Genomic DNA, 18052 nt, shown 5'->3' with positions numbered 1-18052 from the left:
GGGCATGGCATGCCCGGGGCGCGGCCCAATAAGGTCGAAGTATGACGAACGCAGAGAAGCGAGAGCCCACTCCGATCGACACGATCGCTGACGAGTGGGTCGACACCCAACTGGAGTTGTACCCGGAGTTCCACGTGTGGCTCGGCCGGCCGGGGCGCGAAGGCGAATACGCCGACTACTCGCCCGCCGGCGCAGAGCGCGCGGTCGCGAAAGTGAAAGAGGCGCTAGCGAAGATCGAGGCGGCCGAGCCGGTCGACGACATCGACCGCGTCACCAAGATGGACCTCGCGCGCGACCTGCAGCTGCACGTCGAGAAGCACGACGCCGGTTTCAGCCAGCGCGACCTCAATGTGATCGCCTCCCCGGCCCAGGAGCTCCGCGACATCTTCGACCTGGTGCCCACCGACACCGAAGAAGACTGGTCCAACGTGGCCAAGCGCCTGCACAACCTGCCGGCCGCGATGGACGGCTACATCGAGACGCTGCGCAGCGGCATCGCATCCGGCAACGTGCCCGCCATCCGTCAGGTGCGCGAGGTGCTCGCGCAGGCGAACAAGCAGGTGGCCGGCACCGGCTTCTTCTTCGAGTTCACAGGCAGCGCCACGGCCGCCGACGGCGAACTGCCTGCATCCCTCTCCGCCGATCTCGCCGCCGGCGCCCAGGAGGCGGCAGCGGCCTACGCCACGCTCGCCGGCTTCCTCCAGAACGAGCTGGCGCAGCACGCTCCCGAGAAAGACGCCGTCGGCCGCGAGCTCTACTCGCTCGCGTCCCGCGATTTCCTCGGAGCCACGGTCGACCTCGACGAGACCTACGAGTGGGGCATCGAAGAACTCGCGCGCATGGTCGCCGAGCAGGAGTCGATCGCGCGCGAGATCAAGCCGGGCGCGACCGTGCGCGAGGCGATCGAGTTCCTCGACGGTGACGCCAGCCGCAAGCTCCACGGCACCGCTGCGCTGCAGCGCTGGATGCAGGAGACCAGCGACCGCGCCATCGAAGAGCTCGGCAAGTCGCACTTCGACATCCCCGCCGAGATCCGCCGTCTGGAATGCATGATCGCTCCCACCCAAGAGGGCGGCATCTACTACACCGGCCCGAGCGACGACTTCTCGCGTGCAGGCCGCATGTGGTGGAGCGTCCCCGAAGGCGTCACCGAGTTCGACACCTGGCGCGAGCTGACCACGGTCTACCACGAGGGCGTTCCCGGGCACCACCTGCAGATCGCGCAGGCCACCTACAACAAGGCGCAGCTCAACTCGTGGCGGCGCATCGCCGGCACGTCCGGCCACGCCGAGGGCTGGGCGCTCTACGCGGAGCGGCTCATGGAGCAGCTCGGCTATCTCGACGACCCGGCCGACCGCCTCGGGATGCTCGACGGGCAGCGCATGCGCGCCGCCCGCGTCGTGCTCGACATCGGTGTGCACCTCGAGAAGCAGCTGCCGGACGGCTCCGGACCCTGGACCGGCGAGTACGCCTTCCAGTTCCTCGGCGAGAACGTCAACATGAACGAGGGCTTCGTGCGCTTCGAGGTGAACCGCTACCTCGGCTGGCCGGGACAGGCCCCGTCGTACAAGATCGGGCAGCGCATCTGGGAGCAGCTGCGCGACGAGTACGCGCGTCGAGAGGGCACCGACTTCGACATCAAGGCCTTCCACAAGAAGGCGCTCGACATCGGCGGTGTCGGCCTCGACACCCTCAAATCGGCCCTGCTCGACTGAGCGCGGACGGACGGTCGGTCGAGTGACGGCCAGCAACGGCGATCCGGAGGGCCGCGACGGCACCGGGTCGCCGTACCGGGTCGTGCTCGGAGACAAGCTCGATGAGCTGCATCCGCGGCTCCGCGCGTACTTCGAGCGCATCCCAGACGGTAGCCACGGCTACGGCCGGGGCGTGTTCGACGCGGTCGGCACGCCCCGGCGATGGCTCTGGCCGATCATCGCGCTGGTGTCGCCCGCGCACGTGATCTTCCCGGTCTGGCAGCGGGACGTGCCCTTCACCGTGGTCAACCGTCCCGGGACGAGTCCCGCTGGCGGCGCCGCCGTCCGGGCGGAACGGGTCTTCGAGCTGGGCGACTGCCGGCGCACCATGATCGACGAGATCGCCGCCGAGCGCGGCCGGATCGTCGACCGTCTCGGCTCGCCCGTCCGGGTGGAGTCGTGGTTCCGCGCCACCGTGGTCGACGGCGGGCTGCGGCTGGACTCGACCACGGTTGTCGTGCGATTCGGCCGGGCGGGCATCCGGTTGCCGCGGTTCGCGTCGCCCCGGGTCTCGCTCACCGAGCGCTACGACCAGGCGCACGATGCGCAGCGCGTCGCGATCACGATCGAGCTGCCCGTGATCGGTAGGCTCTACGAGTACGCGGGGACCTTCCGCTACGAGATCCGAACGGGGGAGCGGACCGCGTGAGCGAGCGCATCGTCATCGCCGGGGCATCCGGTTTCATCGGCGCCTACCTGGCCGAGGCCTTCCGGACGCGTGGGGCGAGCGTCCAGCTCATCGGACGGCACGGCGCCGACGCCTCCTGGGGCGACACCGCCGCGATCACCCGGCTGGTCGACGGGGCCGACCTGCTGATCAACCTCGCCGGCAAGAGCGTCAACTGCCGCTACGGCGACGCCGAGCGGGCCGAGATCTTCCGCTCCCGGCTCGACACCACGCGGGAGCTCGGCACGGCGGTGGCCGCCAGCGAGAACCCGCCGCCGCTCTGGATCAACTCGTCGACCGCCACGATCTACCGGCACGCCGAAGACCGCGCCATGACGGAGTCGACGGGCGAGCTGGGCAGCGGCTTCTCCGTGAACGTCGCGAAGGCGTGGGAGGGCGCGCTCTTCGAGCGCGAGCTGCCGAAGACGCGTCGGGTCGCGCTCCGCATGGCGATCGTGCTCGGCGACGGCAGCGCGCTCGTCCCGCTCATCCGCCTGACGCGGTTCGGGCTCGGCGGCCCGCAGCGCGACGGACGCTGGTTCGCCACGACCGCCCGGCGCAACGCCGGCACTTTCCACGAGTTCCGTGCTCGCGCCGGCCGTCAGCGCTTCAGCTGGGTGCACCTCCGCGACGTCCTCGGCGCGATCGATTTCGTGCGCGAGCATCCGGAACTCGACGGCACAGTGAATGTGGCGTCCCCCCATCCGGTCGACAACCGCACGTTCATGGCCACGTTGCGACGGGTGCTCGGCGTCCCGTTCGGATTCCCCGCCTACCGGTGGATGCTCGAACTGGGGTCCGCTGCCATCCGCACCGAGACCGAGCTCGTCCTCAAGAGCCGCTGGGTCGTGCCCGAACGGCTGCTCGACGCCGGGTACGAGTTCGCCTATCCGGAGCTCGAGCCGGCGTTGCGCGACATCGTGACAGCGCGCGGGTTGCCGGTCGCCTCAAAGCACAGCTAGACTGGACTGTCACATTTGTGGCGCCTCTATCCGCCTGCCGTTCGCGGAACAACAAATGCAGCATCTCGCGATCGGCCCGAATTATGTCCATAACGGAGCACTCACTACATGACAACCGCAACGACCGACAAGGCACCCAAGCAGGTCGCCGTCAACGACATCGGATCTGCTGAAGACTTCCTTGCCGCGGTCGAAAAGACGCTGAAGTTCTTCAACGACGGTGACCTCATCGAAGGTACTGTCGTCAAGATCGACCGCGACGAGGTCCTCCTCGACGTCGGGTACAAGACCGAGGGTGTCATCCCCTCCCGCGAACTTTCCATCAAGCACGACGTGGACCCGAGCGAGGTCGTCCAGGTCGGCGACACCGTCGAGGCGCTCGTTCTCCAGAAGGAGGACAAAGAAGGCCGCCTCATCCTGTCGAAGAAGCGTGCGCAGTACGAGCGCGCGTGGGGCGACGTCGAGAAGATCAAAGACGCTGACGGCGTCGTCACCGGTACCGTCATCGAGGTCGTCAAGGGCGGCCTCATCGTCGACATCGGTCTTCGTGGCTTCCTCCCGGCATCGCTCATCGAGCTGCGCCGCGTCCGCGACCTCACGCCGTACCTCGGCCAGGAGATCGAGGCCAAGATCCTCGAACTCGACAAGAACCGCAACAACGTGGTCCTGTCGCGTCGCGCCCTGCTCGAGCAGACGCAGTCCGAGAGCCGCACCACGTTCCTGAACAACCTCCACAAGGGTCAGGTCCGCAAGGGTGTCGTCTCGTCGATCGTCAACTTCGGCGCGTTCGTCGACCTCGGCGGCGTCGACGGACTCGTGCACGTCTCCGAGCTCTCCTGGAAGCACATCGAGCACGCCTCCGAGGTCGTCGAGGTGGGCCAGGAAGTCACCGTCGAGATCCTCGAGGTCGACCTGGACCGCGAGCGCGTGTCGCTCTCGCTCAAGGCCACCCAGGAGGACCCGTGGCAGGTCTTCGCCCGCACGCACGCGATCGGACAGGTCGCACCGGGCAAGGTCACCAAGCTGGTTCCGTTCGGTGCGTTCGTGCGCGTCGCAGACGGCATCGAGGGCCTCGTGCACATCTCGGAGCTGTCGGGCAAGCACGTCGAGCTCGCCGAGCAGGTCGTGTCGGTCGGCGACGAGGTCTTCGTCAAGGTCATCGACATCGACCTCGAGCGTCGCCGCATCTCCCTCTCGCTCAAGCAGGCGAACGAGGGCGTCGACCCCGAAGGCACCGAGTTCGACCCGGCCCTCTACGGAATGCTCACCGAGTACGACGACCAGGGAAACTACAAGTACCCCGAGGGCTTCGACTCCGAGACCAACGAGTGGAAGGAAGGCTTCGACGCCCAGCGCGAGAAGTGGGAGCAGGACTACGCTGCAGCCCAGGCTCGCTGGGAGGCGCACAAGAAGCAGGTCGCCAAGGGTCTCGAAGAGACGTCCACCGAAGGTGCTTCCACCGGCGGTTCGACGTTCTCGAGCGAGCCGAGCACGGCCGGCACCCTCGCCGACGACGAGTCGCTTGCGGCTCTGCGCGAGAAGCTCAGCTCGAACTCCTGATCGGGCAGCACGTCAGGAACGGCCGGTCCTTCGGGGCCGGCCGTTCCGGCGTTAACCGACGTTGCGTCCGTCCGTCCGCCCCGCCTCCACTCGCCTAGCATGGGGGAGTGCAGCTGATCGGACTCACCGGCGGGATCGCCTCCGGCAAATCGACCATCGCCCGACGCCTCGCCGAGAACGGTGCGGTCGTCGTGGACGCCGACCGGATCGCCCGCGAGGTGGTGGAGCCGGGGACTCCGGCCCTCGCCGAGATCGCCGAGACCTTCGGCGACGGGGTGCTCCGCGACGACGGAAGCCTGGACCGTCCTGCCCTCGGGGCGATCGTGTTCGCCGACGGGGAGGCGCTGCTCCGGCTCAACGCGATCACCCACCCCGCGGTGCTCCGCGCCTCGACGGCGCGTTTCGATGAGGCCGCTGCGGCGGACCCCGACGCTGTCGTCGTCTACGACGTGCCGCTGCTGGTCGAGTCGGCCAACGAGTACCCGTTCGACCTGATCGTGGTCGCCCACGCCTCGGCGGAGACCAGAGTGGATCGTCTGGTCGCGCTGCGCAGCATGGAGCGCGCGGAGGCCGAGCGGCGCATCCGGTCGCAGGCGTCGGACGACGAGCGGCTGGCGGTCGCCGACGTCGTGATCGACACCGACGGGACGCTCGAGCAGACCCTCGAGCAGACCGATCTGCTCTGGGATCGCCTGACGGCCTGACGGCCAGGCGGGCTCCGGCGGCGGTTCCGCCCACAGCGCACACCCGGCTCGATGTCGGAGGTGCTCCGTAGACTTGACGCATGGAACCAACGCGCGCCGTCCGTCCGTTCGAGGTCGTGAGCGAGTACACGCCGAGCGGCGATCAGCCGCAGGCGATCGCAGAGCTCGCGGGCCGCATCAACGCGGGAGAGACGGATGTCGTCCTCCTCGGCGCCACCGGAACCGGCAAGTCGGCCACCACCGCCTGGCTCATCGAGCAGGTGCAGCGCCCCACCCTCGTACTGGCGCACAACAAGACCCTGGCCGCGCAGCTGGCCAACGAATTCCGCGAGCTGCTCCCGAACAACGCAGTCGAGTACTTCGTGTCGTACTACGACTACTACCAGCCCGAGGCCTACGTCCCGCAGACCGACACTTTCATCGAGAAAGACTCCTCGATCAACTCCGAGGTCGAGCGGCTCCGGCACTCGACCACCAACTCGCTGCTCAGCCGGCGCGACGTCGTCGTCGTGTCGACCGTCTCGTGCATCTACGGTCTCGGTGCGGCCGAGGAGTACCTGGAGGCCATGGTGGCGCTCCAGGTGGGCGAGAACGTGGGGCGCGACGCCCTCATCCGGCGCTTCGTCGGCATGCAGTACGAGCGCAACGACATCGACTTCTCCCGCGGCAAGTTCCGTGTGCGCGGCGACACGATCGAGATCATCCCGGTGTACGAAGAGCACGCGATCCGCATCGAGCTCTTCGGCGACGAGATCGAGGCGCTCTACTCGCTCCACCCGCTCACCGGCGAGATCATCAGCAAGATGGACGCCGTCTCCGTGTTCCCGGCCACCCACTACGCGGCGAGCCCCGCCACGATGCAGCGCGCCATCGGCACCATCCAGACCGAGCTGCACGACCGGCTCGTCGAGCTGGAGCGCGAAGGCAAGCTGCTCGAAGCGCAGCGACTCCGCATGCGCACCCAGTTCGACATCGAGATGATGGAGCAGATCGGCTTCTGCTCGGGCATCGAGAACTATTCGCGGCACATCGACGGCCGCGCGCGGGGTGAGGCGCCGAACTGCCTGCTCGACTACTTCCCCGACGACTTCCTCGTCGTCATCGACGAGTCGCACGTGACGGTCCCGCAGATCGGCGCGATGTACGAGGGCGACTCCTCGCGCAAGCGCACCCTCGTCGAGCACGGCTTCCGCCTGCCGAGCGCTCTCGACAACCGTCCGCTGCGATGGAACGAGTTCAAAGACCGCGTGGGGCAGACGGTGTACCTCTCGGCCACTCCCGGCCGGTACGAGATGGGCATCGCCGACGGCGTCGTCGAGCAGATCATCCGGCCCACCGGCCTCGTCGACCCCCAGATCGTCGTCAAGCCCACCAAGGGGCAGATCGACGACCTGCTCGAAGAGATCCGGCTGCGCGTCGAGAAGGACGAGCGCGTGCTCGTGACCACGCTCACGAAGAAGATGGCCGAAGAGCTCACCGACTTCCTCGCGGAGGCGGGAGTCCGTGTGCGTTACCTGCACTCCGACGTCGACACGCTGCGGCGCGTCGAGTTGCTCACCGAACTGCGGGCGGGCGTGTACGACGTGCTCGTCGGCATCAACCTGCTCCGTGAAGGACTCGACCTGCCCGAGGTGTCGCTCGTCGCGATCCTCGACGCCGACAAAGAGGGCTTCCTGCGCTCGTCGACGTCGCTCATCCAGACCATCGGCCGTGCGGCCCGAAATGTGTCCGGCGCTGTTCACATGTACGCCGACGTGCTCACCGACTCGATGAAGAAGGCCATCGAAGAGACCGACCGGCGCCGCGACAAGCAGCTCGAGTACAACAAGGTCAACGGCATCGATCCCACGCCGCTGCGCAAACGCATCGCCGACATCACCGATGTGCTCGCCCGTGAGGGCGCCGACACCGCCAAGATGCTCGCCGGACGCGACGCGAAGAAGAAGAGCCCGACGCCCAACCTGCGCAAGGGCGGGATCGGAATCGCCGCGCAAGGCGGCGCGGAGCTCGAGGCGTTGATCGCCGACCTCAACGAGCAGATGCTCGCGGCGGCCGGCGAGCTCAAGTTCGAGTTGGCGGCACGACTGCGCGACGAGCTCGGCGACCTCAAGCGCGACCTGCGGCAGATGGAGAAGGCCGGGCACCTGGGCTGACCGAATCCCGTCGGCGGCGCGCTACGGTGTCAGAATGGGCCGCGCAACGGGGAGAGGGCGATGAGACGTCATCGCACGCTGGTCGTGTGCTCCGGGCTCGCCCTACTCGTGCTCGTCGCTGTCGCGCTGCAAGGAGCGCCGGTGTTCGGCGGAATCGTCTGGATCCCCGACTGGGCGAGCCGGCAGCCGCCACCCGCTGAGCTCACCCAACCGGCCTCGACCGAGACGGCGGTGCCGCGGCCACCCGCCGAGGTCACCCGTGTCGACCTCTCGTGGATCGCCCTCCTCGTCATCGTGGTGGTGCTCGGGGTGATCGCCATCCTGATCTGGCGAGCCGTGCGCAAACGCCTCCGGCGGGTCGACGCGAGCGGCGAAGCGCTGGTGGTCGACGCTCTCGACGACATCGAGCCCGATGCCCCGCAACCGGATGCTCCGCAGCTGCGGCGAGGCCTCGACCGCGCCCTCGACATCCTCGGCGAAGACCGGGAACCGCGAGACGCCATCGAACAGGCCTGGCTCGGACTCCAGGAGGCGGCGGAGGAGTCCGGCGTGCGCAGGCTGCCGGCCGAGACGCCGAGCGAGTTCACGGCGCGAATCCTGTCGCGGGTCGGCGCCGACCGCTCCGCCGCCCGAGCGCTGCTGGAGCTGTACCTGCGGGTGCGATTCGGAGACGCGCCGGTGACAGCCGAGGACGTGGCGGCGGCGGTCTCGTCGCTCGACGCGCTCCGGGCATCCTGGACCCGCGGCACCGCCGGTGGCACCACGAGCACCGCAGCGAGTGGGGGGACGCGATGACGGACACCGGCCGGCGGCGTTCGCTGCTGCGGCCGCCCTACCGCGGACGGCTGCTCGGCTGTCTCGCCTTCGCACTCGCGGTCGGGGTCGCCGCCTGGTATTTCGGCGTCGACGTGGGTCACGCCGTCGGGCTCGGAGCGGTCGTGCTCGCCTTCGCCGCCTGCGTCGGTCTGGTCGGCGATCAGCCGCGGGTCGACTGGGCGCCCGAGCATCCGGCGCCGCGCGACGGCTCGCGACGCGAGATCGTCCAACTGGGCTGGGCCCTCCACGCGCGCGGCGGGGGAGTCGCGCCCGAAGCCGTCCGCCGGCTCCGCACTCTCACGGCCCAGGCCCTCGAGCTCCACGGGCTCGACCTCGACGATCCGGCCGACCGTCCCGAGATCGAACGCGCCGTCGGGGCGGACGTGCTCCGGATCATCCGGCGTGGCACGGCCGAGCTGCCGAAACTCTCCACCTACCAGTCCGTGCTCGGCGTGCTCGACGGACTGGCCGACGCGCGGCCGGGCCGGCTGGGCACGGCCGACCGCCGCCCCACCGAGGAGGACACCCATGCCCGATGACGCCCTGATGCGTCCCGCCGCCGTGACGGCTCCGCCGGCATCCGCGACCCCGCTCCCGGTCCCGGAGATCGCCCGGCTGAGCGCCGAGGTGCTCGATCGCGTCTCGACCGTGGTCGTCGGAATGCGCCCGGCGCTCGAACTCGCCCTCGCGACGATCCTCGCCGGCGGGCACGTCCTGTTCGAAGACGTGCCCGGTCTGGGCAAGACCCTCGCCGCGCGCTGCATCGCCTCGGCGATCGGCCTGGAGTTCCGTCGCTTGCAGTGCACGCCCGACCTGCTCCCGGCCGACATCACGGGCTCCTTCGTCTACGTCCCGTCGAGCGGCGCGTTCGAGTTCCGGCCGGGGCCGGTCTTCACCGGCCTCTTCCTCGCCGACGAGATCAACCGGACCTCGCCCAAGACGCAGTCCGCCCTCCTCGAGGCGATGGCCGAAGGCCAGGTCACCGTCGAGGGGAGCAGCTTCCCGCTGCCGATACCGTTCCACGTCGTCGCGACCTCCAACCCCATCGAGTACGAGGGCACGTACGCCCTCCCCGAGGCGCAGCTCGACCGTTTCATGGTGCGGCTGGCGGTCGGCTATCCGGATGCGCAGGGCGAGAGCCGCGTGCTCCTCGCCCGGGTGGACAGGCGGCAGGAGAAGGCCTCGGTCGAACCCGTGATCGACACGGCCACCCTGCTCGCGATGCAGGCGGGCATCGAACAGGTCGACGTCGACCCGGACATCGCCGCGTACTGCGTGGCACTCGCCGCCGCCACCCGCCGCCACCGCTCGGTCGAGGTCGGGGCCTCGCCACGCGGATCGCAGGGGCTCCTGCTGGTCGCCCGGGCGCGCGCGGTCATGGCCGGACGCGACTTCGTCATCCCCGACGACGTGAAGGCGGTCGCGACCTCGGTGCTGTCCCACCGGCTCTCGCTGACGGCCCAGGCCTGGACCAGCGGGATCGAGGCGTCCCAGGTGGTCGCCGAGGTCGTGAACTCCGTGCCGGGACCGCCGGTCGTCGGTTCCCGGGAGCGGGCGGCGAGCAGCGTGGCGGACGGGTCCGCGGTGTGACCGGCGCCCATGACGACGGCCGGCCGGCGCGCACCACCTGGTTCGCGCCGCGCTGGAACCTGAGCCCAGCGGTGGTGGCCGCCGTCGTCGCGTCGGTGGTCTGCCTCGTCGCCGGGTTCGTGGCAGCGCGGGTCGACCTCGCGCTCGTCGCGGCGCCGCTCATCGTCTCCGCGGCGCTCGCCTGGGATCGGCGGCCGTCCGAACGACTGCGGGTGGGCATCCGGGCCCAGGTCGAACCCGCGGGAGGCGCGACCCTCGCCGCCTCGGTGCACGCCCACGCGGATGCTCGCGCAGACGCGTTCGAGCTCCGGCTGTCCCTGCACGACCAGCCGCCGATCGAAGCGGTCGTCTCGACCCGGGCGGCAGCACGGCTCGGCGCCGCTCTCACCGTCGGGCACTCCGGCCCGCAGAGCTTCGTCGCCGTCGAGGTCCGGATGCTCGGAGCGGACGCCTCGATCGTCAGCGAGCCGACCCCGGTCGTCACGGCGGACCGCGTCGTGCCGCCGCGCGTGCTGCCCGTGCGCAGCCTCCCGTTGCCGTACCGGCTGGGCGGGCTGACCGGTCCGCACGACTCGGCGCGGCCGGGAGACGGCGGCGAGTTCCGCGATGTCGACCGCTTCACCGCCGGCGACCGGCTGCGTCGCATCGACTGGAAGGCGACGGCGCGGCGCGCCCAGCTGCCCGGGGAGCTCTACGTGCGCCGGACGATGGCGACATCGGATGCCGCGATCCAGTTCGTTCTCGACAGCCGCGACGACCTGACCGCGCGGGTCGCCGACTGGGCCGTGCCGCATCCGCTTCCCGGCGTCAGCTCGCAGGACCTCGCCCGGGAGGCGGCGGCCTCGCTCGCCGGCGCCTACGTGGCGGCGGGGGACAGGGTCGGGTTCGACGACCTCGCCGACGCGGCCCGCGGCATCCCCGCCCGCTCGGGCGCGCGCCATCTCCAGCGCGTGCTGCGAGCCGTCGCGCTCACGGGGCCGCGCGGTGTCGCCACCGAACGTGTGCGGGCTCCGATCCTGCCCCCGGGAGCGCTCGTCTACGTGCTGTCGACGTTCCTCGACGAGCAGGCGCTCCGGCTCGCCCTCGTCTGGCGCGCCGCCGGCCACCGGGTGATCGCGATCGACGTGCTGCCCGATCCGAGCACCGACGATCTCGCGGCGCGCGAGGCTGTGGCGCTGCGGGTCGTCCAGCTGGAGCGCACACTGCGCTTCCGCCGGCTCACGGCGGCCGGGATCGACCTGCTGCGGTGGCAGGATACGCCGGGCGCGGCCCCTGAGGCCCGTCTGCGCGAGCTGAGCCGGCCGAGGAGGCGGCGATGAGCGTCGCAGGGACGGCCGCTCCCGACCTCGGACGGGTGTTCCCCGGCTGGGCGCTGCGGGCCGCCTTCGCCGCGGTCGCAGTCGGGCTCTGCGTGGCCGAGGCGACGGCCGGATTCTGGCTCGGAGTCTCGCTCCTCCTCGCCGCAGCCGCCGTGGCGATGCCGCGCTGGCTGACGGCGTGGTTCCTGATCGGCGTCCTCGCGTTCACGGTGCTCCTGCGCGACCAGAGCGTCGCCGACTGGCACCCGTATGTGCTGATCGCCGGAGTCCATCTCCTGCACATCCTCGGGTCCTGGATGCTCGTGGTCGCGCCCTCCGCGCGCGTGCAGCCGGCCGCACTCTGGCCCAGCGCGCGGCGGTTCGTCCTCGTCCAGGCGCCGGTGCAGCTCGTGGCCGCGGGTGCCCTCGCGCTCGCCTCCGCGTTCTCGGGCGCGTCCGTCCTCGGGCTCGCCGTCGTCGCCGGTGCGGGGGTTCTCGCTCTCGCCGTCGCCCTCGCCGCGCCCCTCCTCGTGCGGCCACGCGGCTGAGGTTGCAATGTCGGTGGTCCGGCATAGACTCGGCGCGTGCCGGGGCACGGCAGCGGGGGATCGGTTACAATCGAACATATCTTCGATCCGCGGTGCGCGAACACGGCCCGGGCCCCCACTTGAGTAGCGGAGAATTGATCGAGTGACTATCAGCAAGGTAACCGGATCCCACCTCAGCGTCCGGGGCGCACGTGTGCACAATCTGCACAACGTCGACCTCGAGATCCCGCGCGATTCCCTGGTGGTGTTCACCGGTCTCTCGGGGTCGGGCAAGTCCTCGCTGGCATTCGACACCATCTTCGCCGAAGGGCAGCGCCGGTACGTCGAGTCGCTCTCGGCCTACGCCCGCCAGTTCCTCGGGCAGGTCGACCGGCCCGACGTCGACTTCATCGAGGGTCTGAGCCCGGCGGTCTCCATCGACCAGAAATCCACCAACCGCAACCCGCGGTCGACGGTGGGCACCATCACCGAGATCTACGACTACATGCGCCTGCTCTGGGCTCGCATCGGCGTGCCGCACTGTCCGGTCTGCGGTGAGCCCATCCAGCGCCAGACCGTCCAGCAGATCGCCGACCAGCTCATGGAGCTGGAGCCAGGCACCCGCTATCAGGTGCTCAGCCCGGTCGTCTCGCAGAAGAAGGGCGAGTTCGTCGACCTCTTCAAGGAGCTCGCGGCCGGCGGATACTCCCGTGCCATCGTCGACGGCGAGCAGATCCAGCTCAGCGATCCGCCGACTCTCAAGAAGCAGTACAAGCACGACATCGCAGTGGTGGTCGACCGTCTGGTGGCCGGTCCCGATATCCTGACCCGCCTCACCGACTCGCTCGAGACGGCACTCCGCCTCACCGACGGCATCGTGCAGGTCAACTACGTCGACGCCGAAGGCCCCGACGCGTGGCGCACCTTCAGCGAGAAGCTGTCGTGCCCGAACGGCCACCCCATCCAGCTCACCGAGATCGAGCCGCGCACCTTCTCGTTCAACGCACCGTTCGGCGCCTGCCCCGAATGCTCCGGTCTCGGAACACGGATGTCCGTCGACGAAGACCTGCTCCTCGGCGACGACGAGCTGAGCATCGCCGAAGGCGTCATCGTGCCGTGGACCACCCAGGGCAAGGGCCTGTTCAACTACTACGAGAAACTGCTCGACGGTCTGTCGCGCGATCTCGGCTTCTCTCTCACGACCCCGTGGCGCGAGCTGAGCTCCGAGGTGCGCAACGCCGTGATGCGCGGCGACAACTTCGAGGTCAAGGTCAAGTGGAAGAACCGCTACGGCCGTGAGATGAGCTACACCTCGGGCTTCGAGGGCGTCGTGCCGTACATCGAGCGTCAGTACCTGCAGGCCGAGACCGACTCGCAGCGTGCCCGCTGGGCGGAGTACCTCCGCGAGGTCCCGTGCCCGGTGTGCGGTGGCAAGCGACTCAAGCCGGAGGTCCTGGCGGTCCTGGTGCACGGCGCGAGCATCGCCGACGCATCCGAGCTGAGCCTGATCGACGCGCGCGCGTTCATGGACAAGCTCCACCTCACCGAGCGTGAGGAGAAGATCGCGGCCCAGGTGCTGCGCGAGATCAAGGTCCGCCTCGACTTCCTCATCCAGGTCGGGCTCAACTACCTCAACCTGTCGCGGGCCGCCGCCACCCTCTCCGGCGGAGAAGCGCAGCGCATCCGGCTCGCCACGCAGATCGGCTCCGGGCTGACCGGTGTGCTCTATGTGCTCGACGAGCCCAGCATCGGTCTGCACCAGCGCGACAACCGCCGGCTGATCGACACCCTGATCGCCCTGCGCGACCTCGGCAACACGCTCATCGTCGTCGAGCACGACGAAGACACAATCCGCACCGCCGACTGGATCGTCGACATCGGTCCGGGCGCAGGAGTGAACGGCGGCCACGTCGTGCACTCGGGCTCCTACCACGACCTGCTCGCCAACACGAAGTCGCTGACCGGCGACTACCTGGCCGGCCGCAAAGAGATCGAGACCCCGTCGAAGCGGCGGCCGATCGACAAGAACCGCATGATCTCGGTGGTCGGAGCAGAGGCCAACAACCTCAAGAAGGTCACGGTCGACTTCCCGCTCGGCACCTTCGTCGCCGTCACGGGCGTGAGCGGTTCGGGCAAGTCCTCTCTGGTCAACGACATCCTCTACCGGGTGCTCGCCAACCGGCTGAACGGTGCGCGCAAGCTGCCCGGCAAGCACAAGGCGGTCACCGGCCTCGACAACCTCGACAAGGTCGTGCACGTCGATCAGGCCCCGATCGGCCGCACCCCGCGCTCGAACCCCGCCACCTACACGGGCGTGTTCGACCGCATCCGCACCCTGTTCTCCGAGACGATCGAGGCGAAGACCCGCGGGTACCTTCCCGGCCGGTTCAGCTTCAACGTCAAGGGCGGCCGCTGCGAGGCCTGCTCGGGAGACGGCACGATCAAGATCGAGATGAACTTCCTGCCCGACGTGTACGTCGCCTGCGAGGTGTGCGGGGGAGCCCGCTACAACCGCGACACGCTCTCGGTCCACTACAAGGGCAAGAACATCGCCGAAGTGCTCGACATGCCGATCAGCGAGGCGGCCGAGTTCTTCGAGCCGATCTCGGCCATCCACCGTTACCTGCAGACGCTGGTCGACGTGGGACTCGGCTACGTGCGTCTCGGGCAGAGCGCCACGACGCTCTCCGGCGGAGAGGCGCAGCGCGTCAAGCTCGCCACCGAACTGCAGCGCAGGTCCAACGGCCGGAGCGTGTACGTCCTCGACGAGCCGACCACCGGTCTGCACTTCGAAGACGTACGCAAGCTCCTTCTGGTCCTCAACGGCCTGCTCGACAAGGGCAACACGGTCGTCGTGATCGAGCACAACCTCGATGTGATCAAGTCGGCCGACTGGATCATCGACATGGGGCCGGAGGGCGGGGCCGGCGGTGGTCGCGTGATCGCGACGGGCACGCCCGAGCAGGTCGCCGAGGCACCGGGCAGTCACACCGGGTACTTCCTCAAGGAGCTCCTGCAGGGGGCGGAGAGCGCCCGGGGCGCCGCGTAGGATACCCGCGTGGCAGACACCGTCAGTTACCGGCCGAAAGCCGGGGAGATCCCCACCCAGCCGGGCGTCTACCGCTTTCGGGATGCTCATCGCCGGGTGCTCTACGTGGGCAAGGCGAAGAACCTCCGCGCACGGCTGAGCAACTACTTCCAGCCCCTGCGCAGCCTGCACGATCGCACCCGGCGCATGGTCACCACGGCGGCGTCGGTCGAGTGGACGGTGGTCGCGACCGAGTTCGAAGCGCTTCAGCTCGAGTACACCTGGATCAAAGAGTTCAACCCGCCCTTCAACGTGCAGTTCCGCGACGACAAGTCGTACCCGTACCTCGCGGTCACGCTCGGCGAGCGCATCCCGCGAGTGATGGTCACGCGCAACCGCGGCGTCAAAGACGCCCGATACTTCGGCCCGTACACGAAGGTCTGGGCCATCCGCGACACGGTCGACCTGATGCTCAAGGCGTTCCCGGTGCGCAGCTGCTCCGACGGCGTCTACCGTCGCGCCGAACTCACCGGGCGCCCCTGTCTGCTCGGCGACATCGGCAAGTGCGCAGCGCCCTGCGTCGGGCGCGTCACCCCGGAGGAGCATCGCGAGCTCGCAGAAGACTTCGTCTCCTTCATGGCGGGCAACGACTCGAAGTACATCCGGGCCCTCACCGAACGCATGAAGGCGGCGGCGAGCACGCAGGACTACGAGGCCGCCGCGCGCCACCGCGACGCGATCCAGGCGCTCGAGGCCGCGATGGGCAAGAGCGCGGTGGTGCTCCCCGACAACGTGGACGCCGACGTCTTCGGGATCGCTCATGACGAGCTGGCCGCGGCCGTGCAGCAGTTCATCGTCCGCGGCGGTCGCATCCGCGGCGTGCGCAGCTGGGTGGTCGACAAAGAGATCGACGTCGAACTCGGCGAGCTCGTCGAGACCGTCGTGCAGAACGCCTACGAGGGCACGGATGCTCCGCCGCGCGAGATCCTCGTCCCCGAGCTCCCCGAAGACGCGGCCGAGCTGGAGCTCTGGCTCACGGCCCGCCGTCACGAGATCGGCGACCCGTCGGCGCCGCGCGGCACGCTGGCGGGCCGGGTCGCACTGCGGGTCGCGCAGCGCGGCGACAAGGCCGCACTGGCGCAGACCGTCGAGATGAACGCCAAGAACGCGCTGGTGCTCTACAAGACGCGCCGCAGCTCCGACTTCGTGGCGCGCTCGAAAGCCCTCAACGACATCCAGGACGCCCTCGGCATGGCCGACGCGCCCCTGCGGATGGAGTGCTACGACGTGTCGCACCTCAGCGGCACCAACATCGTGGCCTCGATGGTCGTCTTCGAAGACGGGCTGCCCCGAAAAGACCAGTACCGGCGATTCAGCATCCCGGAGTCGACCGACGACACAGAGTCGATCTACCAGGTGATCACCCGACGGCTCGCCTACCTCAAGAACCCCGAGCTCGACGCGGTCGAGAACGGCGCGGCCCTGACGGCGGCGGAGGCCGCAGGCGCCGGGGAGCCCGGGAACGCCGGGGAGCCGACGAGCGAAGACGACCTCGCCGGCGACGACCCGGTCATCGACATCGACGCCGAACTGCAGGAGGCCGCCGAGAAGCGCCGCAAGAAGTTCTCGTACCCGCCCAACCTCCTCATCGTCGACGGCGGACAACCGCAGGTGGCCGCCGCCCGTCGTGCACTCGAGGAGTCCGGCGTCCAGGGCATCCAGCTCGTCGGAATCGCCAAGCGCCTCGAAGAGCTCTGGCTGCCCGACTCCGACTTCCCGGTCATCCTGCCCCGCAACAGCGACGCGCTGTTCCTGATCCAGCGCATCCGCGACGAGGCCCACCGGTTCGCGATCACGTACCAGCGCGCCCGCCGCAAACGCGATATCGGTTCGGTGCTCGGCGAGATCCCGGGCCTTGGCCCGTCCCGCGTCAAAGAACTGCTGAAGCATTTCGGCTCGGTCGCGCAGCTCAGAAAGGCGACCCCAGAGGAGATCGCGGAGGTTCGCGGGGTCGGCCCCACCCTAGCTGGGGCCATCCATGAACGACTCGCCAGTAGATAGGCTGAGCACACCACCCCGATCGCGAGGAGCGCGCCTGATGAGCACCGAACACGAGCAGCAGGAAGTGCTGATCGTCACCGGAATGTCGGGGGCCGGCCGCTCGACGGTCGCGAACGCGCTGGAAGACCTCGACTGGTATGTGGTCGACAACCTGCCGCCGCAGATGCTCCGCCCGCTGATCGAGCTGGCCAACCGGGCCGGCTCGACCCTCCCGCGCATCGCCGCCGTCGTCGATGTGCGCGGGCGCAACTTCTTCACCGACCTGCGCGACATGATCCAGAGCCTGCGCGAAGGCACCAAGGTGCGCGTGCTCTTCCTCGAGGCCACGGATGCCGCGCTCGTCCGCCGCTTCGAGCAGGTGCGCCGTCCGCACCCGCTCCAGGGCGACGGGACGATCCTCGACGGCATCGTCGCCGAGCGCTCACGGCTGCGCGAGATCCGGGAGGCGAGCGACATCATCGTCGACACCTCCGACCTCAACATCCATCAGCTCGCCACGAACATCACGGAGACGTTCGCGGCGGAGAACACCGCGGGCGTGCAGGTCACGCTGCTGAGCTTCGGCTTCAAATACGGCCTGCCGCCCGACGCCGACCTGGTGAGCGACGCGCGCTTCCTGCCCAACCCGTTCTGGAATCCGGAGCTGAGGCCGTTCACCGGCCTCGACGACGTGGTGCGCGACTACGTGCTCGAGCAGCCCGGAGCAATGGAGTTCATCGACGCCTACGTCGACGCTCTCCGCCCTGTCCTCGCCGGGTACCAGCGCGAGAACAAAAGGCACGCCACGATCGCGGTAGGCTGCACGGGGGGAAAACACCGCTCGGTGGCGATTGCGGAAGAGCTCGCCACCCGTCTGCGTGAACTCCCAGGGCTCGCGGTGAACACAAAACACCGCGATCTCGGCCGTGAATGACGCCGGCCACCGATTTACG

14 protein-coding genes are annotated in these 18052 nt (G+C 69.2%); all 14 read left to right on the top strand.

Annotated features, from left to right (window positions below; genetic code table 11):
- Window positions 1–41 precede the first annotated feature (41 nt).
- The 14 genes from ACFVV5_RS04665 (at window position 42) to rapZ (ending at window position 18033) form a co-directional block, all read left to right on the top strand.
- A complete protein-coding gene (locus ACFVV5_RS04665; RefSeq protein WP_387239672.1) occupies window positions 42–1715 on the top strand; it encodes a DUF885 domain-containing protein in 1674 nt (557 codons plus the stop codon).
- A gap of 22 nt (window positions 1716–1737) precedes the next feature.
- Window positions 1738–2403 carry a DUF4166 domain-containing protein gene (locus tag ACFVV5_RS04660; RefSeq protein ID WP_387239669.1) on the top strand — a complete coding sequence of 222 codons (666 nt, stop codon included), beginning with the start codon at window positions 1738–1740 and terminating at the stop codon, window positions 2401–2403.
- Complete coding sequence (locus tag ACFVV5_RS04655) at window positions 2400–3383, top strand: epimerase (protein ID WP_387239666.1); 984 nt, start codon at window positions 2400–2402, stop codon at window positions 3381–3383. Before ACFVV5_RS04660 ends, ACFVV5_RS04655 begins: the two co-directional genes overlap by 4 nt.
- 108 nt (window positions 3384–3491) lie before the next feature.
- Window positions 3492–4943 (top strand): 30S ribosomal protein S1, encoded by a 1452-nt coding sequence (gene rpsA, locus ACFVV5_RS04650; RefSeq protein WP_387239663.1) that lies wholly within the window; start codon window positions 3492–3494, stop codon window positions 4941–4943.
- A gap of 107 nt (window positions 4944–5050) precedes the next feature.
- Window positions 5051–5647 carry a dephospho-CoA kinase gene (gene coaE, locus ACFVV5_RS04645; protein WP_387239660.1) on the top strand — a complete coding sequence of 199 codons (597 nt, stop codon included), beginning with the start codon at window positions 5051–5053 and terminating at the stop codon, window positions 5645–5647.
- An 80-nt stretch (window positions 5648–5727) separates the two neighbouring features.
- On the top strand, window positions 5728–7800 hold the full coding sequence (gene uvrB / locus ACFVV5_RS04640) for an excinuclease ABC subunit UvrB (protein ID WP_387239657.1): 2073 nt from the start codon (window positions 5728–5730) through the stop codon (window positions 7798–7800).
- 60 nt (window positions 7801–7860) lie between these two features.
- Window positions 7861–8595, top strand: a complete 735-nt coding sequence (locus ACFVV5_RS04635) for a DUF4129 domain-containing protein (protein WP_387239654.1) — start codon at window positions 7861–7863, stop codon at window positions 8593–8595.
- Complete coding sequence (locus tag ACFVV5_RS04630; RefSeq protein WP_387239651.1) at window positions 8592–9155, top strand: hypothetical protein; 564 nt, start codon at window positions 8592–8594, stop codon at window positions 9153–9155. Before ACFVV5_RS04635 ends, ACFVV5_RS04630 begins: the two co-directional genes overlap by 4 nt.
- On the top strand, window positions 9145–10206 hold the full coding sequence (locus ACFVV5_RS04625) for an AAA family ATPase (RefSeq protein WP_387239648.1): 1062 nt from the start codon (window positions 9145–9147) through the stop codon (window positions 10204–10206). Before ACFVV5_RS04630 ends, ACFVV5_RS04625 begins: the two co-directional genes overlap by 11 nt.
- Window positions 10203–11525, top strand: coding sequence for a DUF58 domain-containing protein (locus ACFVV5_RS04620; RefSeq protein WP_387239646.1), 1323 nt, complete (start codon window positions 10203–10205; stop codon window positions 11523–11525). The genes ACFVV5_RS04625 and ACFVV5_RS04620 overlap by 4 nt, the downstream gene beginning before the upstream one ends.
- Window positions 11522–12052: a hypothetical protein gene (locus tag ACFVV5_RS04615; protein WP_387239643.1), complete on the top strand. Its 531-nt coding sequence runs from the start codon at window positions 11522–11524 to the stop codon at window positions 12050–12052. Before ACFVV5_RS04620 ends, ACFVV5_RS04615 begins: the two co-directional genes overlap by 4 nt.
- A gap of 142 nt (window positions 12053–12194) precedes the next feature.
- On the top strand, window positions 12195–15080 hold the full coding sequence (uvrA, locus tag ACFVV5_RS04610) for an excinuclease ABC subunit UvrA (protein WP_387239640.1): 2886 nt from the start codon (window positions 12195–12197) through the stop codon (window positions 15078–15080).
- 9 nt (window positions 15081–15089) lie between these two features.
- Window positions 15090–17120, top strand: coding sequence for an excinuclease ABC subunit UvrC (gene uvrC, locus ACFVV5_RS04605; RefSeq protein WP_387239637.1), 2031 nt, complete (start codon window positions 15090–15092; stop codon window positions 17118–17120).
- A 37-nt stretch (window positions 17121–17157) separates the two neighbouring features.
- Entirely contained in the window at window positions 17158–18033 is an 876-nt protein-coding gene (rapZ, locus tag ACFVV5_RS04600) for an RNase adapter RapZ (protein ID WP_387239634.1), read from the top strand.
- Window positions 18034–18052: the final 19 nt, after the last annotated feature.

The sequence above is a fragment of the Leifsonia sp. NPDC058248 genome, assembly GCF_042881905.1.
GTDB lineage: Bacteria > Actinomycetota > Actinomycetes > Actinomycetales > Microbacteriaceae > Leifsonia.
This window is presented reverse-complemented; position numbering and strand designations above follow the sequence as displayed.